General features: G+C 55.2%; 13 protein-coding genes. 6 read left to right on the top strand and 7 right to left on the bottom strand.

Translation table 11 applies throughout. The annotated features are described in order from the left end of the window. Window positions 1–26: 26 nt before the first annotated feature. From BM258_RS04780 to BM258_RS04770, 3 genes are all read right to left on the bottom strand, one after another. Window positions 27–980 (bottom strand): ABC transporter permease, encoded by a 954-nt coding sequence (locus BM258_RS04780; protein WP_090069504.1) that lies wholly within the window; start codon window positions 978–980, stop codon window positions 27–29. Next, window positions 980–1,936 carry an ABC transporter permease gene (locus tag BM258_RS04775; RefSeq protein WP_090069501.1) on the bottom strand — a complete coding sequence of 319 codons (957 nt, stop codon included), beginning with the start codon at window positions 1,934–1,936 and terminating at the stop codon, window positions 980–982. The genes BM258_RS04780 and BM258_RS04775 overlap by 1 nt, the downstream gene beginning before the upstream one ends. 75 nt (window positions 1,937–2,011) lie before the next feature. Continuing rightward, window positions 2,012–3,631, bottom strand: a complete 1,620-nt coding sequence (locus tag BM258_RS04770; RefSeq protein WP_244544596.1) for an ABC transporter substrate-binding protein — start codon at window positions 3,629–3,631, stop codon at window positions 2,012–2,014. A gap of 254 nt (window positions 3,632–3,885) precedes the next feature. Between BM258_RS04770 and BM258_RS04765 the strand changes: the two genes are divergently transcribed. Next, entirely contained in the window at window positions 3,886–5,799 is a 1,914-nt protein-coding gene (locus BM258_RS04765; RefSeq protein ID WP_175527919.1) for a sigma 54-interacting transcriptional regulator, read from the top strand. A 49-nt stretch (window positions 5,800–5,848) separates the two neighbouring features. On the opposite strand, the gene bhcC is transcribed toward BM258_RS04765, so the two are convergent. Both bhcC and uxuA read right to left on the bottom strand, forming a co-directional pair. Then, on the bottom strand, window positions 5,849–7,027 hold the full coding sequence (bhcC, locus tag BM258_RS04760; protein ID WP_342029349.1) for a 3-hydroxy-D-aspartate aldolase BhcC: 1,179 nt from the start codon (window positions 7,025–7,027) through the stop codon (window positions 5,849–5,851). A 209-nt stretch (window positions 7,028–7,236) separates the two neighbouring features. Next, window positions 7,237–8,436 carry a mannonate dehydratase gene (gene uxuA / locus BM258_RS04755; protein ID WP_090069494.1) on the bottom strand — a complete coding sequence of 400 codons (1,200 nt, stop codon included), beginning with the start codon at window positions 8,434–8,436 and terminating at the stop codon, window positions 7,237–7,239. 222 nt (window positions 8,437–8,658) lie between these two features. On the opposite strand from uxuA, the gene BM258_RS04750 reads away from it, so the two are divergent. The 5 genes from BM258_RS04750 (at window position 8,659) to BM258_RS04730 (ending at window position 13,974) form a co-directional block, all read left to right on the top strand. Next, complete coding sequence (locus tag BM258_RS04750; protein ID WP_090069492.1) at window positions 8,659–9,363, top strand: GntR family transcriptional regulator; 705 nt, start codon at window positions 8,659–8,661, stop codon at window positions 9,361–9,363. A gap of 29 nt (window positions 9,364–9,392) precedes the next feature. Further along, a complete protein-coding gene (locus tag BM258_RS04745; RefSeq protein WP_090070363.1) occupies window positions 9,393–10,373 on the top strand; it encodes a C4-dicarboxylate TRAP transporter substrate-binding protein in 981 nt (326 codons plus the stop codon). Between the two features lie 178 nt (window positions 10,374–10,551). Continuing rightward, window positions 10,552–11,082: a TRAP transporter small permease gene (locus tag BM258_RS04740; RefSeq protein ID WP_090069489.1), complete on the top strand. Its 531-nt coding sequence runs from the start codon at window positions 10,552–10,554 to the stop codon at window positions 11,080–11,082. 3 nt (window positions 11,083–11,085) lie between these two features. Beyond that, complete coding sequence (locus tag BM258_RS04735) at window positions 11,086–12,366, top strand: TRAP transporter large permease (RefSeq protein WP_090069486.1); 1,281 nt, start codon at window positions 11,086–11,088, stop codon at window positions 12,364–12,366. Window positions 12,367–12,513: 147 nt separating this feature from the next. Beyond that, entirely contained in the window at window positions 12,514–13,974 is a 1,461-nt protein-coding gene (locus tag BM258_RS04730; RefSeq protein ID WP_090069483.1) for a mannitol dehydrogenase family protein, read from the top strand. A 117-nt stretch (window positions 13,975–14,091) separates the two neighbouring features. On the opposite strand, the gene BM258_RS04725 is transcribed toward BM258_RS04730, so the two are convergent. Beyond that, entirely contained in the window at window positions 14,092–14,658 is a 567-nt protein-coding gene (locus tag BM258_RS04725; protein ID WP_090069481.1) for a histidine phosphatase family protein, read from the bottom strand. A 207-nt stretch (window positions 14,659–14,865) separates the two neighbouring features. Continuing rightward, window positions 14,866–15,459 carry a TetR family transcriptional regulator gene (locus tag BM258_RS04720; protein ID WP_090069478.1) on the bottom strand — a complete coding sequence of 198 codons (594 nt, stop codon included), beginning with the start codon at window positions 15,457–15,459 and terminating at the stop codon, window positions 14,866–14,868. Between the last annotated feature and the right edge of the window lie 109 nt (window positions 15,460–15,568).

Genomic DNA, 15,568 nt, shown 5'->3' with positions numbered 1-15,568 from the left:
CCTCCCTTTAGCTGTTCGTTGTGTCTCTATTTCCATTGCCGCGGGTTGAGCGCATCGTTGAGGCCGTCGCCAAGGAAACTGAAGGCGATGGTGACCAACGCAAGCACTGCGGCAGGCGCTGCGAGAATGTGCGGATAGAGCTGCCAGACGCGCAATCCATCCGAGATCATGTTGCCCCAGCTGGGGATTGGAGGACGCACGCCAACACCCAGGAAGGAGAAGGACGATTCAAACACCATCGCCTCCCCAAGAGCGGCACTAATATAGACGATGATCGGACCGATTGAGTTCGGAATGACATATTTCCAGACGATCTTGGGCGTCGGCACCCCGATGGCCTCGGCGGCGAGCACATAGTTCTTGTTGCGCACCGACATGATCTGGCCGCGAATGATGCGGGCCGCCTTGGGCCATTTGATGAGGGCCAGAGAGCCGAACACCAGCACGAAGTCCACCAGAATGGTATTGCGATAGAAAGAGTTACCCGTGAGCAGGAATTGCTCATCCATCCAGTTGACCAGCCGTGGCTTCATCGAAACGTTGATGACGATGACCAGCAGCAGAGAGGGCACCGACATAGTGATGTCGATAAGCCAGACGATGAAAGCATCCACCTTGCCGCCAAAATAGCCACCCAGCGAGCCCATGAAAATACCGATAATCAGGCTGAGAAAGGTGGTTGAGAAGGCCACGATAACGGCAGTTCTTGCACCATAGATCACGCGGCTCATGATGTCGCGCCCCAGATCATCGGTGCCGAACCAGTGTGCCCAGCTTGGCGCCTGATTGCGGGCCTGCAAATCCTGCGACAAGAAGTCGTAAGGCGTGATATAGGGGCCGAAAATGGCGATGAAGAACAGGAACACCACCAGCAGCATGCCGATCACGGCGAGCTTGTTGGCTATCAGCCGGTCAAAGGCATCCTTGGCCAGACTGAACTGCTTCTCTTCCTGTTGCAGCTCAAGCGTATTGTCCGTCATTATTCGTCTCCTGTCTTTTTGGCTGCCGCGCGGGGGTCAAGCAGCGGATAGGAAATATCAACCAGCAGGTTGGAGGCCATGACCACCGTCGAGAAGATCAACACGATCGCGAGAATGACCGGATAGTCCGAGGTTTTGATTGCGGTTTCGGTGAGGCGCCCAAGGCCGGGCAGCCCGAAAACCTTTTCGATGAGAATAGAGTTGTTGAGCGTGGCAATCACCAGAAGGCCGATCTGACTGACAACAGGCGTCAGCACGGGGCGCATGATATGCTTGACCACGACCTGATAATTCGGAATGCCCTTGGCGCGGGCTGTGCGGACATAGTCTTCACTGAGCACCTCAAGCACACCGGCGCGCGCCTGTCGAATGATCAGCGCCATGGGGTTGAGCCCCAGAACCAGAAGGGGGACAATCACTTTGAAACTGAGCAGGCCACTCCAGCCATAGGGCACGTCCATATCCATAACCAGCACGAGAAAGACGATGATCAGCGGACCGGCAACAAAAACCGGAATGCCCCAAACGATGAGGGCAAAGCCCACGATCAGGTTATCAAGAAGCTTGTTCTGATTGAGCGCGGCGATCACGCCCAGAATGATGCCAACGATGGAGAGCAGGAAAATCGCGGTGAGTCCGATTTTTAGGGTCACCGGAAGCGCTGCACTGATCATCGAGTTGACCGAGCGACCGGAAACCAGCGAGTTGCCAAAGTTGCCGTTCGCGATATTGCCCAGATAGTCCATGAACTGAACCAGAAACGGCCGGTTCAGGCCAGCGGCATCCCTTATGGCTTCAACTCTGTCCGGATCATACGCCACATCCCCCGGAGCCTGCAGGAAGATAAGCTTGATCGGGTCGCCTGCTCCGAAGAACACGAGAGCGTAGATTAACAGAAGAAGAATAAAAACCGAGGGAATCCACTTCAGAAGTCGGAATAAGATGTAGCGTCCCATATCAAGTCATCCTTGCGAATTCGGGAAAAAAGGACGGGAAGTGAGACCACCACGACCCGTCCAGGTTCGCCGTCCTTACGGACGTTTTGCTTCGTCGATGGTTACATTCCAAGGCTCGATGACCTGCCAGTCATCGTTCTTGTCGAAATTCATGACCCATGGCATGGCCCATTTCGACATCACGTCGTAGTAGTAAGGAATGTAGGTCCAGTCTTCACGGAAGAGACGCTGTGCTTCCTGTGCAAGTTTGATGCGGTCCGGGTCTTTCACACCCTTGACGGATGCTTCTTCGAGTAGGGCATCAATCTTGTCGTTTTTGTAACTACCCAGCTTGTTGCGGGCGTTACCGGACTTCGAATAGATCGAGCCCATCAGGTAGGAAACCGCATCAGGAACCCGCGTGCCGACATCGTCACGGAAGATCTGAACGCTCTTCTGGTCAGGGCCGGAATAGGTTTCGATGGCAGGTTTCATTTCAATGCCCTGAATGCCAAGTGTTTTGCGCCATTGTTCAGCGATATACTGGGCAGCGGCTTCATGGGTCGGGGTAGAAATACCGACAAACATGATTTTTGGCAGGCGGTTGGCATCTTTGTATTTTGAGGCAGCAAGGGCAGCCTTGGCAGCTTCGGGATCATATGGATATTTCTTGAAGTCCGGATCCACACCGGGAACCTTGTTAAGGATCTGGGATGCAGCGGTGAAGGGGCCATCGGGGAAAGCTGCAAGAGCGAGTTCATCAGGATTGATGGACATGATCAGAGCTTTTCGGACGTTAATATCGTCCATTGGTGGCTTTTTGATATTGATCCAGAACTGCTGGCCTTTGGCAAGCGCAGGGCCACCAAGGAAGTCAGGTCCAAGGTCCTGAATGATCGTCGGCGTGATGAGCTCGGTATGAGCATCCATGGTACCGCGTTTGAGCATCAGGGTTGCTGTGCTGGCATCAGCCACAGTGGTCAGGACGATTTTTTCAAGCTTTGGTTTCGGACCAAAAAAGTTCGGGTTCGGTACGAGTGTCAGAACACCCTGGTCAAGGTCCATGGTTTCCGGCATGAAAGGACCGGAGACAACGACGCCATTCTGAGGCATCCACCAATCGGACTTTTCATTGCCATTCTCGTCTTCAGCCTGAGAAATCTTCACCGGTGCGATCAGCGCCGTTGCGATTTTCTGGTCAAAGATCGGGTCGGCGCTTGCGAGCTTGACGCTCACCGTTGCGTCATCGGTGACGGACAATCCCGTCATGTCTTTTGCTTTGCCGACGACCACGTCGTTGAAGCCTTCAACGCCACCAAGGAACAGGTTAACGCGGGCGTGCTTGGTTGCCGGACGGGCGGACAGATTCCATGTGCCGACCACATCTTCGGCCGTGATCTTGGAGCCGTCAGACCAGACTGCATCGGGATTGACATGCAGGGTCCAATTGACATAGCTGTCATCGGACTCAACACTTGAAAGAACGTAAGGGGTCAGCTTGCCGTCCTTGTCGAAATACATTGGGGCAGCCCAGCTAAGAGATTGCCAGCGTGCCGCGTGTCCTCCTCCCTGAAGGGGCGACCAGTTCTGCTGTAAAACGGGGTGGGCAATATTGAGCACCTGACCATCTTCGGCCGATGCCTGGCCGCTTTGTAGCGGTGTCAGCCCGAGCACTGTAAGCCCGAGCAAAAGGACTTTGAAAAGATCCTTTTTCATGTAGTTGTCTCCTCTCATTTCAACTTCGTAAAAGCAATGACGTTCTTGGTGCGCCTTAACGAAATTTTTGCAATTCGCGTGCCACTCGCCTAACCGATTGAAAATAAGTTTCTTTTTTCTGAAACTAAGAAGATAGCCTGATGCGTAGCTGTGGTGGTTTGCACTAATTGTTGATGCATATCGCATCAGCAGTTCGTTGCAATTTCGCCCCTCCGCCCGCATACTTGCTTGCGACCAGAGGGGGAGATCAGGTCATGGTTATTGCGTTTATCGCGCCTTTTGAGCAGATCCGCATCAAGGCGCAGAGCATCATCGATACATCCAATTACCCGGCCAAGGCCTATCTGGGCGATTTGCATCAGGGCGTGAAAGCAGCCAAGCGCGCGCTTGATGACGGAGCCAAGATCATCATCAGCCGCGGGGGCACCGCGCGCCTCATTCGCCGTTCGCTTGATGTCGAGGTGATCGAGGTGGAGGCCTCGGTGCAGCGCACACTTGCCTTTGTCTATAAGGAAACAACAGAGACGAGCCGGGTGGGAATTGTTGGCTTTGCCCCCCTCATCAATCTTGTTTCCCCCATTTGCACCATTCTATCGCGCAATTATCGCTCGTTCGAATTGCGCGAGAAGGAGAGCTTTCAGGAGCGGATGGATACGCTGGTGCATTGGAATCCGGATGTGGTGATCGGCGACGCCGTTGCCTTCCAGTGGGCCAAATCCAAGGGGCTCAACGCCTATCTGATCGAATCCAGCATGGAAACCATCGTCGATGCCTTTGAGCGCGCCATGCTCGTCTATAAAAATCTGAACCGCTATTTTCTGGCTGAGAAGAAGCTCGAGGCCGTGCTCGACTGCACGCGGGATGGCGCTGTTCTTGTCAATAGTGAAGGCCAGATCGACGAGATCAACAGACAGGGCTGCACGATATTGGGACAGGAGCGCGATGATCTGCTTGGATCCAATATTGCCGGTTTCTTCAATACGCCCGAACTCAGCAAGGCCTTCCGCAAGAAAGCCCATGCCCGAAACATGATCGTAACCTGTCATGACGACAAGCTGGCTTTGGATCATATCCCCGTCTCATCGGAGAAGCTTTCCGACAATGCCTCGGTCATTCTCTTCCAGCCGGTGCAGAAAATTCAGGATGCAGGCAACCTGATCCGCAAGAAACTGAGCGAAAGCGGCTTTTACGCCAAATATACCTTCGAGCATATCATCTATCATTGTCAGGAGATGAAGCGTTTGGTGGAGATGGCTCAGCTTTATAGCCGCACAGCCAGCAACATCATGATTGTGGGTGAAACGGGGACCGGCAAGGAGCTGTTTGCCCAGTCGATCCATAATGCGGGGGCGCTTTCAAACGGCCCCTTTGTTGCCGTGAACTGCGCCGCCTTGCCCGGCAACCTGCTGGAAAGCGAGTTGTTCGGTTATGCGCCGGGGGCCTTCACCGGAGCGTCCCGTGCCGGCAAAATCGGCCTGTTCGAGCTGGCCCATGAAGGCACATTGTTCCTTGATGAATTGACCGAAATGGATGTCTTTCTGCAGGCCAAGCTGTTGCGCGCTTTGCAAACGGGCGAAATCATGCGAATCGGCGACAATAAGGTCATCCCGATCAAGGTGCGCATCATTGCCGCAACCAACAAGAACCCGCTTGAAGCCATCAAGGCGGGGCGGTTGCGGGCCGATTTGTTCTATCGCCTCAATGTGCTGGATCTTAAAATTCCCCCTCTACGCGACCGGAAGGGAGATCCGGAGCTGCTCTTCACCCGTTTTCTGGAAAAGGCCTGCCATTTGCAATCTATTCCGGTGCCGCCGCTGTCTGGCAAATTGCTAAAGGAATTGCGACACCATAGCTGGCCGGGCAATGTACGCGAGCTTGAGAATTGCGCCGAGAAGTTTGCCACGCTGCAAAGCCTGCATGATTTCGACACGCCGCTCCTCTCTTCGGAAACCCATCATATGGGGCGGATATCGAGCGATGGCACGGCATCCGAAAGTCTGTTGGAGGGCTCGACCCTTGACGAGATGATTGCCGCGAAGGTGAACCAGATTTTCAAGCAGGAGAATTACAATATCAGCAAGACGGCGCAGCGTCTCTCGATAGACCGCAACACCGTCAAGCGCTGGCTTGGCAAGGACAGCAAACCACAAGGCATCGTGCCCCATTAGGCATGGGGCCGCTCGCCCATTTGCTATTTTGTGGCCCGATTCGTCTTGCCTAATAGGCCTTTCCGCGGGCAGACACCGGCCAGAGGCATTCGACCACCCCTTTGCGCACGCCCACATAATAGTCATGAATATTGCAGGTCGGATCGCAGTGACCCGGCACAAGGCGCAGCTTTTCGTTGATTTTTAGAACACCGTCAGGGTCGGCGATGGTTCCATGTTCATCAGAGCATTCCAGATAGGTCACATCATCCCGCCCATAAACGACCGGTAGGCCGCTATCGACAGACTGTACCTTAAGGCCCGCGTCCACGATGGCACGGTCTGCCTTCACATGGCTCATCACGGATGTCAGCAGGAACAGGGCATTCTCCCATTCGTCCTCATCGATGCGCTTGCCATCTTCATCAAGAATGCGCCCGTAGTCCGCATCCATGAAGGCATAGGAGCCGCATTGCAATTCGTTGTAGACACCGGAAGTGGATTCGAAATAGTAGGAGCCAGTTCCGCCGCCACCGACAATATCACAGCCCAGCCCTTCTTCGTCCAGCAGCGCCAGACAGTCCTTGACCAGAAGAACGGCAGCATCGATCTTGGCCTTGCGGTCGGCATAAGCAGGCAGATGCTGCATGGATCCCTGATAGGCTTGCAGACCGGAGAATTTAAGTCCATAAGCCTTGTTAATGGCCTTGGCCAAGATCAGGACTTCCTGAGGAGTTGAGACACCGCAGCGCCCTGCCCCGCAATCGACCTCGACCAGACATTCGATTTCTGTTTCATGGGCGCGGGCGGCTTCGGAAAGCTCGTCAATATTTTCCAGAGCATCAACACACACAATCGTGCGCGCCCCCAGTTTGGGCAAGCTGGCAAGGCGATCTATCTTGTGTGGATCGCGCACCTGATTGGAGATGAGAACATCGGAAATACCGCCACGGGCAAAGACTTCCGCCTCGGAAACCTTCTGGCAACAGACGCCACAAGCGCCGCCCATTTCCATTTGCAGCAATGCAATATCGACTGATTTATGCATCTTGCCATGCAAGCGGTGGCGCATGCCATGGGCCTTGATATAGGCCCCCATCTTGGCAATATTCCGTTCCAATGCATCAAGATCAAGAACAAGACACGGGGTTTGAATATCGGCTTCCTTCATGCCTGGTCGGGCTGGAATATCAAATCCGACCTCTAGATGCTCGATCTCGAGATGCTCAATATTTTCGACGGGTGTCACCACACTGTTCCTTCTGGCTGGCTGCCTTGCTTATTAATATGATAAATAACAGACCTCAGGTGACAAGCCGGTGTCAACAGGGCTAGTACGGATATCGCCTTGCCGTCGGCGGTCTTGCTTGTAGCAGGGACGAAAAAGAAGGGCCGGCAGTTTGCCGACCCAGTTTGCTTTCCAATTTTATCGTGTTGATAAATTTGTCTGTTTTGCCGTCAAAGAGACAAAAGGGCTGCCATGATCCCGCGCAGTTCGGCCAGCCCCTTCAAGCGGCCAATGGCAGGATAGCCCGGCTGGGCCTTGCGCTTCTGGTCGTCGAGAATATCGAGACCATGGTCAGGCCGCATGGGGATCGACCAGTCATCTCGGCCTTCCACCTTGCGCCTTGCCTCTTCATCCAGCGCCGCTTGCATGAGGGCAACCATGTTCACATGTCCGCCCAGATGTTCCGATTCATAAAAGGAGCCCTTGATCGCGTCACTTTCCAGAGCCACGTTGCGCAAATGCAGGAAATGAACCCGATCACCAAGGCGTTTCATCATGCCGGGCAGATCATTATCCGGGCGCGCCCCCAGTGAGCCGGAGCAAAGCGTGATGCCATTGGCAGGAATATCGACCGCATCCATCATATATTTGTAGTCCGCCTCAGTGGACATGATGCGTGGCAGGCCCAGAAGTCCGAACGGAGGATCATCCGGGTGGCAGCAAAGGCGCATGCCAAGGGTTTGGGCCACTGGAGCCACTTCTTCCAGAAAGGCAACAAAATGGCTGCGTAGTTGCTCCTGGGAGATATTGTCATACTGGGCAAGGTTGGCCCGCACATTTGCCATGGAAGGTGCCTCGGCATCTCCGGGTAGGCCATAAATGATTGATCCGACCAACAGCTCGCGCCCGGCATCATCAAGGCGCTCGAAGCGACCTTTGGCTTCTTCGATCACATCGTCGGGGAAGTCTTCGTGCGCTCCGGCCCGTTCCAGAATGAACAGATCAAAGGCTGCGAAGTCGATCAGATCGAACCGCATGCAGGTGGCGCCGCTCGGCAGACGATAGGTCAGATCCGTTCGCGTCCAATCCAGCACCGGCATGAAATTATAGCAAATGATCTTGATGCCGGCGTCGGCCAGATGCTGCATGCTTTGCTTGTAATTCTCGATATGGGTGCGCCAGTTGCCCATCTGCTGCTTGATGTCTTCAGAAACAGGCAGGCTTTCGACAACTTCCCATGCCAGACCGGAAGGTGTGCCATCCTTCTTGCAAGCGATGAGCTGTTGGCGCGCTGCAATTTCTTCGGGGCTCCAGATATCGCCGGTTGGAATGTGATGCAGGGCGCTGACGACCCCTTCCACACCGGCCTGAAGCATGTCCTTAATCCCAACTCGATCCTGAGGACCGAACCACCGCCACGTCTGACGCATTTGCCGTCTCCCGTATGTTGTTCTTGGCGCCCGACTGCCCGAATTCGCAAGGACAAGGGTGCATGACCGGTTCCTCCGGTGCAATTTATCCGGCCGCAATGCGCATATGGTCCAATGCCTCTGCGCTCTGTTGCCGCGTTATATCAATCTTTATCACAGCCAAAGCCGGTTGACAAGTATGGTGGTATGCCGGTATGGTGGTTAGCAATTGGAGGATAGCTTATGTCGCTGCTTGATGGGTTGGAGCAACAGGAAATTGATTTGCGTTTGCCGGTGGCACCGCAGATTCACGGGATTTTGCGCCAACAAATCATCCGCAACCAACTGACGCCGGGAAGCCGCATGTCAGAGGCCGAATGGGCCACTGCCTTTGCTGTTTCGCGCCAGCCAGTAAGGGAGGCCTTTATCAAGCTGGCCAATGACGGTCTGCTCGATATCCTGCCCAACCGGGGCAGCTTTGTGAAAAAGATCTCCCCCAACGCCGTCATGGATGCCCGCTTTGTGCGCGAGGCAATCGAAGCAGACATTGTGCGTCTCGTGGCGGAAACCCATGACGCGGCAGTAGACCGCGAGCTGGCAAACCAGATCGAACATCAAAAACGGGCCGTGGAGACGGATGATCCGGATGCCTTCATCGCGCTGGATGAATTGTTCCATCAGACCTTGGCCGAGGTGGCCCACAAAATGGGCGCTTGGGCCGTTGTTCAAAGCCAGAAGGCGCAGATGGACCGTGTCCGCTATCTCTCGTTGGTTGAGCATAATACCGCGAAATTGCTGGAACAGCACAATGCCATCGTTGCGGCGATTGCTGTCCACGACGCTACAGCGGCAGAGGCCGCCATGCGGTCCCACTTGCGGCGCATCCTGAAGGATCTGCCGCAGATCGCTCAAGAAAAACCTGAACTATTTGAACCCGGGGACGGTTGATCCCCATCGACAATGACTGGGAGGAACAAATGTCATTTTCGGCTATTAGCAAAACCATTCTGGCTGGCGCGGTTGCCAGCCTTCTCGGCTCCGCAGCCATGGCTGCCGACTATACCCTGAGCATCAATACTGCTCTGGCCACCAGCGATCCGCTCTATAAGGGCCTTGAAGCCTTCCAGGCCAGTGTTCTGGACGCATCCGATGGCCGCATCGAAGTCAAACTGTTCCCCAATTCCCAGCTCGGCCCTGATGAAGACGTGCTGGAACAGGCCCGCGCCGGTGCGCCGGTGGCCGTGATTGTCGACGGCGGTCGTCTCGCCGTTTTCCAGAAAGAGCTGGGGGTGCTTGGCGCTCCTTTCCTGGCGTCTGGCTATGAAGGCATCCGCAAGGTTGTCACCTCTGATCTGTTTGAAGAATGGGTCAAGAAACTGCATGACGCTTCCGGTCATCAGATCCTTTCTTTCAACTGGTGGCAGGGCGAGCGCCATCTGCTGACCAACAAGGAAATCAACGTTCCCGCAGACCTCAACGGCATCCGCATGCGGACGCCGGGCGCCCCTGTCTGGACCGGCACCATTGCCGCCATGGGCGCAACGCCAACCCCGATGCCATGGGGTGAAGTCTATTCGGCTCTGTCGTCCAACGTGATTGATGCCGCCGAAGCCCAGTTGCCCGCCATTGTTGGCGCAAAGCTGGATGAGGTCATCAAGTATGTCACCAAGACCGGTCATATCAACCTGATCACCGGCATGGTCACTTCTGCCATGTGGTTCGACAGCCTGCCTGCAGATCTTCAGACCGTTCTTCGCGAAGAAGCCCTCAAAGCAGGTGACATTGCCTCTTATGGCACGCTCAAATCCTTCGAAGGCATCGAAAAAGAGCTGAAGGAAAAAGGCGTCGAAGTGCGCGAAGTCGATGTCACGCCTTTCAAGGAAGCCACCGCCAAGGTCTATGACGATCTGGGCTATGGCGACCTGCGCGACAAACTGCGCGCCATGGCCGCCGAATAATCAATAGCATGCATCAGGACTGTCGCAAGCCCCCTTGCGGCAGTTCGCCCAACGCGGCCCAATCTCAAGCGTACACTTTCACCTGCGAGATGGTCACCAAGGCTTGCGCACTTCAACGATAAACCGCATCATTCTTTCGTCCCCCGTCTTGAAGGAATGAACAAAAAGCGAGGCTGTCATGCCGGGGTTTCTTGGAAAAATCGAATTTTTTGTTGGCGCGGTGCTGCTGGCCGTGATCACATTTCTGGTCTTTATCGCGGCAGTGATGCGCTTCTTTGGCCATCCGCTGATCTGGTCGGTGGATCTGGCGCAGCTGCTGTTCATCTGGCTGTGCTTTGTTGGGGCAACCCGGGCCATGCGCGAGCGCGTGCATCTGGGCGTAGACTTTCTGGTCCGCCTGTTTCCCTTCGCAGCGCGCCGCCTGATTGAAACAGCGCTGGCTTTCCTTTTCATCGCCTTTCTTCTGGTGCTGGCCTATGAAGGCTACAAGCTGACGATGCTCAACTGGCAACGCGTATTCGGCGATTCCGGTCTCTCCTATGCGTGGGTCACCATTTCGGTGCCAGCTGGTTCGATCCTGCTCACCATCTCCATTCTTTCAAACACGGTCCTTTCGTGGCGTTCGGGAGAAGAAACAAAACGGCTTGTCTTCACCCGTCCCAAGAGCACCGACGAGCTGGCCAACCAACAAGATGCTGTGGAGGGCTAACCCATGGGACTGATCGCACTTATCTTTGCAATTCTCATGATTCTGGGCGCTCCGGTGGCCTTTGCCATCGGGATCTCGGGCTTCGTCTTCTTCCTCACTTCAGACATCATGCCGGTCTCCATCGGCGTGCAAAAGATTGCCACGGTGTCTCAGAGCTTTCCGCTTCTGGCCGTTCCCTTCTTCGTGCTGGCCGGACACCTGATGAATGAAAGCGACATAACCGATCGCCTGTTCCGCTTCTCCAAGGCAACGCTCGGCTGGATGTCCGGAGGCTTGGCTCTTGTGTCCATCTTCCTGTCGACACTGATGGGGGGCGTTTCCGGCTCGGCTGTGGCAGATGCAGCCATGGAAGCGCGGGTGCTTGGACCGCAGATGCTGGCCAATCGCTATTCCAAGGGCTACACGGCGTCAGTCATCGCGCTTTCCTCTCTGATCACGGCAACCATCCCGCCCTCCATTGGGCTCATTCTCTATGGCTATGTGGGGCAGGTTTCCATTGGCCGGTTGTTTCTGGCCGGGGTGGTTCCGGGCCTTTTGATGATGCTGTTCCTGATGGTTGCCGCCTTCGTCATCGCCAAGCGGCGCAATTATGTGATTGAAGCGGCCGAGAAGCCGACCCTTGGCGAAGTGGGCCGGGCGGCATGGGACGCCAAATGGGCTCTACTGTTCCCTGTGTTGCTGATCATCTCCATCCGCGGCGGAATCTTCACCCCATCGGAAGTGGGTGCTTTCGCCGTGGTCTATGCCATTCTGATCGGCAGCTTTGCCCATCGGGTGATGACATTCGATTCCATCAAGCGCGCTTTCGGCCATGCGCTTTCCGATATCGGCATGATCATGCTGATCATCCTGATGAGTGGCATGATCGGTTTTGCCATCATCTTTATGCAGGTGCCCCAGAGCGTGGCGGGCTTCCTGCTCAATTCTCTCAGTGAGCCGCATTTGATCGTCGGGGTTATCCTGATCTTTCTTCTGATCTCGGGGCTATTCTTCGAGAGCACCATTCTGGTGTTGCTGCTCACGCCGATCTTTGTGCCGGTCATCAAGAGCGCCGGGGTAGACCCTGTGCATTTCGGCATCCTAATGATGACGATCGTGACCTTCGGTTCCATGACGCCGCCGGTCGGAGTGGCCATGTTCACCGTCTGTAGCCTTCTGGACACGCCAATCGAGGAGTATGTGAAAGAAAGTCTGCCTTTCATGCTGGCCATCCTGTGCCTTGTTCTGTTACTCCTGTTTGTACCAGAGCTGGTGCTCTTCTTGCCCAACTGGGCATTTGGTTAGCGGATATTGCCTTTTTCCGCTCCTGCAAAGAGAAGCCAGAGAGCCGCCGCGCCATTGCCAGCGGCTCTCGCCTCTTTGCCCGTATAATTCCACTTATGCTGACCCGTGTCATTCTACTCCGGGCCACTCAACGCAAGAGTTTTTGATATGACTTCCGACATTTTCGACGCAGCAAAAGAAACCGTAAGGCGCCCCGCTTATGATCGCGATGCCCTCAAGGTACGCATGTGCCATATTGGCTTTGGCGCGTTTCACCGGGCCCATCAGGCCGTCTATACCGATCAATTGATCGGCGCAGGCGGAACGGATTGGGCCTATCGCGAAATCGAACTTATGGGACCGACAGACCTGCTTGATGGTCTGGCCGAGCGCGGCTATCTCTACACCGTGGTTGAAAATGGCGCCGAAGAGCAGGACGCCCGCATCGTTGGCTCCGTGATTGACCATCGCCACATGGCGCAGGTGGGGCCGGAAGGCATTGTTGACGCGATTTCCGAGGACGGCATCGAACTGGTTTCCATCACCGTAACGGAAAAAGGCTACACGTTGACGGCCAATGGCGGGCTGGATTTTGACAATCCGATGGTGAAGGCCGATCTGGAAAGCCCCCATGCACCCAAGACGGTGGTCGGCACGCTGGTTGCCGGTCTTGCCAAGCGTCGCGAGGCGGGCAAGCCGCCTTTCACCATTCTCTCATGCGACAACCTACCTTCCAACGGTCATATGACCAAACGCGCCGTGCTGGACTTTGCCCGCGCGGTGGATGCAGATCTGGCAGCATGGATCGAAACCGAAGCGCGCTTCCCCTCCACCATGGTCGACCGCATCGTGCCGGCCATGACCGAAGAAAGCCATCAGATCCTGGCCGATTACATCGGCTATACTGATCCGGCCGGTATCCTGTGCGAGCCCTTCCGTCAGTGGGTGATCGAGGATGACTTCGTCTCGGGGCGTCCAGACTGGGATCAGGCCGGAGCCACCTTCACCCGCAATGTGTTGCCTTATGAAAATATGAAACTGCGGATGCTGAACGGCTCCCACTCTTTCCTTGCCTATCTTGGCTATCTGGGCGGGTATGAGACCATCGCCGATACCATGGGCGATGAAGCCTACAAGGCGGCGGCCCATGCCTTGATGATCAAGGAGCAGGCCCCGACGCTGGAAGCGCCGCAAGGGGTCGACCTTGGTGCCTATGCTGATGCCTTGATCGGGCGCTATTGCAATCCGAATATTCGTCACCGCACATGGCAAATCGCCATGGATGGCAGCCAGAAGCTCCCCCAACGCGCGCTGGAATCCATTGCCCATCACCTCAAGGCTGGCACGCCCTACCCTCGGCTTGCCCTACTGGTGGCTGGCTGGATGATCTATGTGAGCGGGGTGGATCTGGAAGGACAGCCGATTGATGTGCGCGATCCGCTCTCCGAAAAGCTCAAAGAGCTGGCACAAGGGGACAGCATAGAAATCATCGTTTCCAACCTCATGCAGCAATCAGGCGTCTTCCCTGCAGAGCTGGCGCTGAGCGCCGCGCTCAAGATTTCACTGGAAGAGGCCTATAGAGCTATCAAGGAGAAAGGCGTCAAAGACGCGGTTTCTGCGCTCGCCTGACCGCTGGCCAGAATGACTGACTGAAGGCGATCAACATCACTCCATACAATAATGGCCCGTTGCTTTGACGGGCCATTTTCTTTGCAGAGAGCAGAGACCTCTCCAACAGAAGACAAGTCAGAGCTGAAGAACACCTGCAAGCTGATCCGTCATTTCATGCCCCTCACCGGTCCAGCGGAAAAAAAGTGGCTTCGCATTAGGGGCCGTGGGAACATCATTGCCAATGCTTGCCAGAACCATTGCTGCGCGGATGACCCCAGCATGGCACACGAAGACCGGCAAGCTGTCTTCAGCCTTGGCACAGCATTCCGAAATCGCCTTGAGCACGCGCGCGAGCAGCTCATCCCATGTATCGCCCCCCTTGGGCTCGGCATGGCGCGAGGGCAGGTCGCTTACCAGTTTGCCCTCAAACTCACCCCAATCTCTCTCGCGCAGATCCTCATGGATCTCGAAAGTGCGATCCGGAAAGGCCAGCTGGCAGGTATCCATTGCTCTAGTCTTGGGGCTAACAAACAGGCTGGTTTCTTGCAGCCAGTGGAGGCTGGAAAGCTTGCTGGCCTGTTCCCGGCCAAGATCAGACAGGGGCACATCGGTCGCACCGGCGACGATGGCATCCCGGTTGGCCGTCGTCTGGCCATGGCGGATCATGCAGAAGGTACGTTGGGGCAAAGAGGGGAGTGTCATGGGAAATCGCTTTCGGTTGGCTCTTGGTTGCCGGGCGATAAGGACGGAAAGAGGTACGGCAACCCTTATTGTCTTTTCACTTTTTTTGCGGTGACGGGCTCTGATTTAACGCCCGTTGCAAGGCTTGTCCAGCCTGAGCCAGGTGCGGGAAACCCTTTTCAGGCTGGCATATTATCGCAGCCCAAAGGGCCACTCGGGGCCGTCAGATCAGGCGCTGCCACCACAGGCCCGGTTGACCAGATCAATCTGGAAGCGCACGACGTCATGTACCTCGTAGTTCGTGAAGGCGATGTCTTTCATGAAGCCAAAACCGAAAGCGAGAGCCAGGATGGACAGTGCAAGCTTTTCGATATCGGCGTCTTGGTGAAGCTCGCCTTCTTCCTGGGCGGCTTTGAGCAACTCGCTATATTTAACCTTACTATTATTCATGATCTGCATGAGAACAGCATGCATGGTCTCACTCATACGCGAAGCTTCCAGCAAGTCCTTGTAAAGCTGAGCAAAGGTTTCCTTGACTTCTTTCTGGGCGCAGCCGCCAAGATTGGCGATCAGCGTTTCGAGCGGTGACGTAGTTTTGATTTGACTAAGAAACTCGATCTTCATACGTTGCCACAGGCACAGCAGCGCTTCTGCACGCAATGCATCGGCAGAGTCAAAATGGTGATGAATTTGGCCGGGCGAAGAAGCTGTGGCTTTCGCGACATTCCTCACGGTTGCAGCAGCCAGCCCCTGATGCTGAATAACATCAATGGCCGCTTCGATAATCTCGGAGCGCCTTTGCTCTTTAGGTAGATATGACATTTTATTTTCCAAAGCGACACGTGCCTGATCCTGTCACATTTGAGAATCAAGGCATTTGTTAAATAAATCGCCTTAAAAATAAAATCAAACTGGACATCAGTGCAATTTG

The organism is Cohaesibacter marisflavi, assembly GCF_900115225.1.
In the GTDB taxonomy this organism is placed as follows: domain Bacteria; phylum Pseudomonadota; class Alphaproteobacteria; order Rhizobiales; family Cohaesibacteraceae; genus Cohaesibacter; species Cohaesibacter marisflavi.
Note: the sequence above shows the minus strand (reverse complement) of the source record. Positions and strands in the feature narration are given on the sequence as shown.

What these genes read in the sequence shown, in the direction of transcription:
- BM258_RS04765 (WP_175527919.1), top strand. Translation starts at nt 3,886, where the DNA reads ATGGTTATTGCGTTTATCGCGCCTTTTGAGCAGATCCGCATCAAGGCG.
- BM258_RS04730 (WP_090069483.1), top strand. Translation starts at nt 12,514, where the DNA reads ATGACTTCCGACATTTTCGACGCAGCAAAAGAAACCGTAAGGCGCCCC.
- BM258_RS04750 (WP_090069492.1), top strand. Translation starts at nt 8,659, where the DNA reads ATGTCGCTGCTTGATGGGTTGGAGCAACAGGAAATTGATTTGCGTTTG.
- uxuA (WP_090069494.1), bottom strand. Translation starts at nt 8,436, where the DNA reads ATGCGTCAGACGTGGCGGTGGTTCGGTCCTCAGGATCGAGTTGGGATT.
- BM258_RS04725 (WP_090069481.1), bottom strand. Translation starts at nt 14,658, where the DNA reads ATGACACTCCCCTCTTTGCCCCAACGTACCTTCTGCATGATCCGCCAT.
- BM258_RS04775 (WP_090069501.1), bottom strand. Translation starts at nt 1,936, where the DNA reads ATGGGACGCTACATCTTATTCCGACTTCTGAAGTGGATTCCCTCGGTT.
- BM258_RS04780 (WP_090069504.1), bottom strand. Translation starts at nt 980, where the DNA reads ATGACGGACAATACGCTTGAGCTGCAACAGGAAGAGAAGCAGTTCAGT.
- BM258_RS04735 (WP_090069486.1), top strand. Translation starts at nt 11,086, where the DNA reads ATGGGACTGATCGCACTTATCTTTGCAATTCTCATGATTCTGGGCGCT.
- BM258_RS04740 (WP_090069489.1), top strand. Translation starts at nt 10,552, where the DNA reads ATGCCGGGGTTTCTTGGAAAAATCGAATTTTTTGTTGGCGCGGTGCTG.
- BM258_RS04770 (WP_244544596.1), bottom strand. Translation starts at nt 3,631, where the DNA reads ATGAAAAAGGATCTTTTCAAAGTCCTTTTGCTCGGGCTTACAGTGCTC.
- BM258_RS04720 (WP_090069478.1), bottom strand. Translation starts at nt 15,459, where the DNA reads ATGTCATATCTACCTAAAGAGCAAAGGCGCTCCGAGATTATCGAAGCG.
- BM258_RS04745 (WP_090070363.1), top strand. Translation starts at nt 9,393, where the DNA reads ATGTCATTTTCGGCTATTAGCAAAACCATTCTGGCTGGCGCGGTTGCC.